This is a genomic window from Aeromonas sp. A35_P (genome assembly GCF_002259925.1).
In the GTDB taxonomy this organism is placed as follows: Bacteria; Pseudomonadota; Gammaproteobacteria; order Enterobacterales; family Aeromonadaceae; genus Aeromonas; species Aeromonas dhakensis.
The window spans coordinates 1-4308 of sequence record NZ_NEVB01000143.1 but is presented as its reverse complement, the minus strand read 5'-3'; the positions used below and the strand labels follow the sequence as shown (position 1 = coordinate 4308).

Genomic DNA, 4308 nt, shown 5'->3' with positions numbered 1-4308 from the left:
TGGTGTTTAATTTCTTTATTTCTTCGAAAAGAGCAGCAACAGGAGGTTGTTTTTTGTTTTCATAAAACAATGCATTCATAATCCCAAGCGAGTGGGATTGCTCAAACCAAAATTCAGTATTAATAGTTTCTAAATCACATTTTTCAAAGTAAGCCTTGGCATTTTTCAATAAAAGGCTTATCCGTTCGCGCTCGGTTATCTCAGGCTCTTTAGCTATACCAAACCAGGCCCAATGTCCTGCGGGGAGGCCGTCAGCTTTCACCGGTTTGATAATGCCCTCGGCAAACAAGTTATCAATAAAAACACGAATGTCACTATCTGCAAATGGTACTACAAGTTTCTCGCTTGGCCACGCCGTACTTGCAATAGCATTAGGTAGCTCACTATACAGATACATTTCCCATTGTTGCTGCAAGAAATCAAAAAATGCACTCTTGTTTGGAATTAATGCATTAAAGTCCCAGCATTTAAATTTCGGTGAAAGACTGAGCAGGCGAATGAGGCGCTCTTCAATCTGCGTTGGCATCTCAATGCCAACGTAGTGTTTTCTGATTAACAGCCTAACAAGGTCTGTATTAGTTTGGATCGTCTCAGGAGCTATGCGATAAATGTGGCGAAGTAAGAAGTCGAGGCTGGACTGCAGATTCAGTTTGCCAGGCGTATATAATTTCAGTGCATCCGTTGCCGACTGGAGTAACGACGCAGGGAGCAACCTGATGGCCGATAAATCAATGTCTTGAAAAAACTCAGATAAGTGAAAGTTAATTTGACTTGATTCAACCTGAATGTCATAGGGGATAAATAGCCCTCCCTCTTGACCCAGACGGATTAAGAGGGAGTTTTTTTTAGTCCGTTTCCTCCATGCTTCATACGTTAGTCGAAGTGCGAGAGGATCCTTGTCATCAAATAAAATTGCATCTTTTTTTTGCAAGGCAGAGGATATTTTAGGCTCAAAGAGCAGTCCATCAGGATCGTTAACGATGTAAACAAACGAACCATCCAAGTTTACTTTTTGAATAACATCATCCTGCCAAGTCATATTCATCCTTTAATTTCAAAAACAGCGTGCAGCATCATGTCCGGAATCGCGTTGCGCTTTTTGTCCAGCTCCTGACGCCACAGTGCATATTCACTATTAAGTTGACGCAAACGGTATTGACGAACCTCTGGTAATCCAACGCGTTCTATCGCACGTTTTCTGGCGTTAAATGAGTATTCGCCTTTCTCAAACTGGTTTTCTAAATCGGTTTGAGTGGCTGCCAGCATGCTCTCGAACATCGCTTTGCCTTCCTGTTGCGCAGCCTGATGTAGCAGTTCATAGACTGACTGATGTTCAACTGGTGCGGCGGCCAATTCTTGAGGCAAGATGTCGAACGCTTTACTACAGACCGCATCCCAGACTCGCTGCGACGCAGTAGCATAATACTGACCATTCGGTTTGATATAGACAGGCATGTATTGGCAGCGACGCTCTTGGCCTGCCACCAGGCGGATACTCCACAATGCCCAGTAACCATTGGCTCCCGCTGGTAACGACTTTACCCTGACACAAGGAATCGGTTGCGCTTCACTCCAGACCGGCAATTGGCTACATAGCCCTCTGATCTTGGGGTTTTCCAGTGTGAGATGGGTAAGCTCGGGTCGTTGCTGGGCCTCTTTACCCATAAAAGTGACACCACTCCATGCTGCGCCATCTGGCCAGATTAAGGTATGTCCACCTTCCTGATCTTCAATGAAATCCGCGGATTGCTGCATGCTGCGTTGCCAACGTAAGTAATTGGCAACCATGCTCTGTATCCAATAAGGCAGCGGGTGGTTCAGGGCTTGGCGATAGTCGTCGGCAGATAAGGGATCATCACCGCCAAACAGCGCATCCTGCTGCCGCTTATCGACTGCGCCGTCTCTTAACGTAGCCAAGGCTTTGGCTAACTCCTGATCCATTAACGCAGGATCCGTGATAGAGGCGATAAACAGTTCATCAAACAGATGATTGGCGGCGGAGGAGTCAAGTACATCACTGGTCTTATCAACACCAAACTCATCCAGGATGATCTGCAACTTGGTTTCGAGAACTTCACGAACCTTGTGCTCGACAGTATCTTCAAGCACGAAATTCAGGGCTCGAACGATGTGCTGTTGGCCGATACGGTCGACGCGGCCAATACGCTGTTCCATGCGCATCGGGTTCCAGGGCATATCGTAGTTCACAATTACATGGCAGAACTGCAGGTTCAAACCTTCACCACCGGCATCGGTGGAGATCAGAATGCGGATGTCACTGGCAAAGGCGGCTTGCACTTTTTTGCGCTCTGCCAGATCCATGGAACCGTTGAGGCAGACCACACTGATCCCCCGTTCAATAAAGAACTGGGCTAGCATCTCTTGGGTTGGCACAAACTCGGTAAACACCAACATCTTCAGATGTGGGTTACCCTCTTCTTGCTGGAGCCGGTATAACCAATCGAGCAGCGCTTCGGCCTTGGCATCATTTTCGGCACTGACGCACTGCTCCGCTAACGCTAGTAGGCGGCGAACCTCATTTTTCTCATTCTCCAGCGAGGCTTGACACTCTGCTAATAACTCATCCAACTGGGCTTGACCATCCAGATCTGCCCACTCATCGGCAAAGGTAAGGGGCAACGCCTCTTCAACCCGCTTGTTTTCCAACACATGGAGTCGGCGAACAAGGGTGCGGGCGATGGCCGCACTGCTGGAGCTAACCAAGCGCTGCATGAGGATCATTAAAAAGCCAATGGCATTTTGCTGTTTGGCTTGCGCCTGATTGTAACCCTCCTTGATGTACTCGGTGACCTCTTCGTAGAGATGACGCTGCAAGGCATGCTGATCTTGCCAAGCCACCGCAACCAGTTCGGTTTGTCGGGGGTTAAACAGCGGTTTGCCTTCGCCATCAATGGCGATCCGCTTTTCAGTGCGGACCACAAAGGGTTGAACCCGCTCTTGGGTCACAGAGCTGACATCTGGAAAAGCCTCAGCATCCAGAAGCGCCATCAGGCGATGGAAGGCATCACTTTTGCCTTGATGGGGAGTGGCGGAAAGCAGCAACAGGTAGGGGGCGGCTTCGGCCAGTCCCTGACCCAACTTGTAGCGGGCGACCTGATCGGTACTGCCGCCGAGCCGATGTGCTTCGTCAATGACGATCAGATCCCATCCCGCAGCCAACAGATCATCAAACCGTAACTTGTTGTATTCATTGAGCTGTTTAAGTGTCCAGCCTTTGCGGCTTTCGATGGGCTTGATACTGTCAACCGGGCAGACCACCTGATCATGACGTGACCAGATATTCTCCTGCTCATGTTGCGGTTTTTGCTCACTGGGCAGCAGCAGCTGAAATGACTCGTTAAAGTGAGTCTGCATTTCGCTGACCCACTGACTAACCAGCCCTTTTGGCGCACAGACCAAAATGCGCTTGGCCAAGCCGCGCAATTTCAACTCGCGCATCACCAGCCCAGCTTCGATGGTTTTTCCCAGGCCAACTTCATCGGCAAACAGATAACGCACCTGTTTTTTACTCATCGCCTTGGTGAGCGCCTTGAGTTGATGTGGTAGCGGGATCACATTTGATTCTATCGGGGCTAACAGCATGTCTTCTTGCTGAGCGTTGGCAATTTTCGCGGCAGTGGCTAGATAGCAGAATGCCTCAGCCGTCACCACTGGCTGTGCGGGCCGAGGGGTGAGATCGACAGCCGGGACCTTGAGCACCACATCTTGTTGCTGCAACCAGACACGATAAAACTGCTGGCCCCAGAGGCCAGTGGTTTCAATCACTTTGACATATTGTTGATGGGCCTGACTCCAGGCCCAGTCTCCTACCTGCCACATGGCGGTTTACCACTCATCGTCGGCATCAACCTGGCTCAGGGTCACAGCCTGGTCGTAGTACATCAGTAGTACCGGATCCTCTTCCAGCACATTGTTGGGCAATTTTTCGGCCACGGCGATCAAAGCGGCAAAATCCTGCTGTTCCCAGAGTTTCTTAAAGCCTACACGCACTGCTTCAATGCGGAACACTTTGAGCTTTTTCTTGACGGCCTTGTACTCTTCAAACTCTTTAAGCAATGATTTCTCACGCAGTTTTTCCAAGTCTCCCGCTTTATTAGGATCAGGTACATACCAGCGATCCTTGGCCTTGGCCACCAATACCGGATCATTTTTTAATAAATTACGCAGCTCTTTCCAATTACTGGATAGGTAGCTATGAATCTGCTCTGGCACCTCATCCTGACCGTCATAACAAAGGAAGTTTTGACTTAGTAGTTCACGTAGATCTAACACCACTTCATTCTTACT

At 49.0% G+C, this 4308-nt stretch carries 3 protein-coding genes; all 3 read right to left on the bottom strand.

Going from position 1 to position 4308, the window contains the following annotated elements:
- Positions 1–1039 (bottom strand): hypothetical protein (locus CAK78_RS09620; RefSeq protein WP_141214161.1); only part of this gene is annotated, 1039 nt, incomplete at its 3' end.
- A 2-nt stretch (positions 1040–1041) separates the two neighbouring features.
- The gene (locus CAK78_RS09615; RefSeq protein WP_094697124.1) at positions 1042–3840 is read right to left on the bottom strand and encodes a DEAD/DEAH box helicase; all 2799 of its coding nucleotides are present in this window, start codon (positions 3838–3840) and stop codon (positions 1042–1044) included.
- A 6-nt stretch (positions 3841–3846) separates the two neighbouring features.
- Positions 3847–4308, bottom strand: a 462-nt coding sequence (locus CAK78_RS09610; protein ID WP_441296584.1) for a hypothetical protein, incomplete at its 5' end; no start/stop codon positions are given.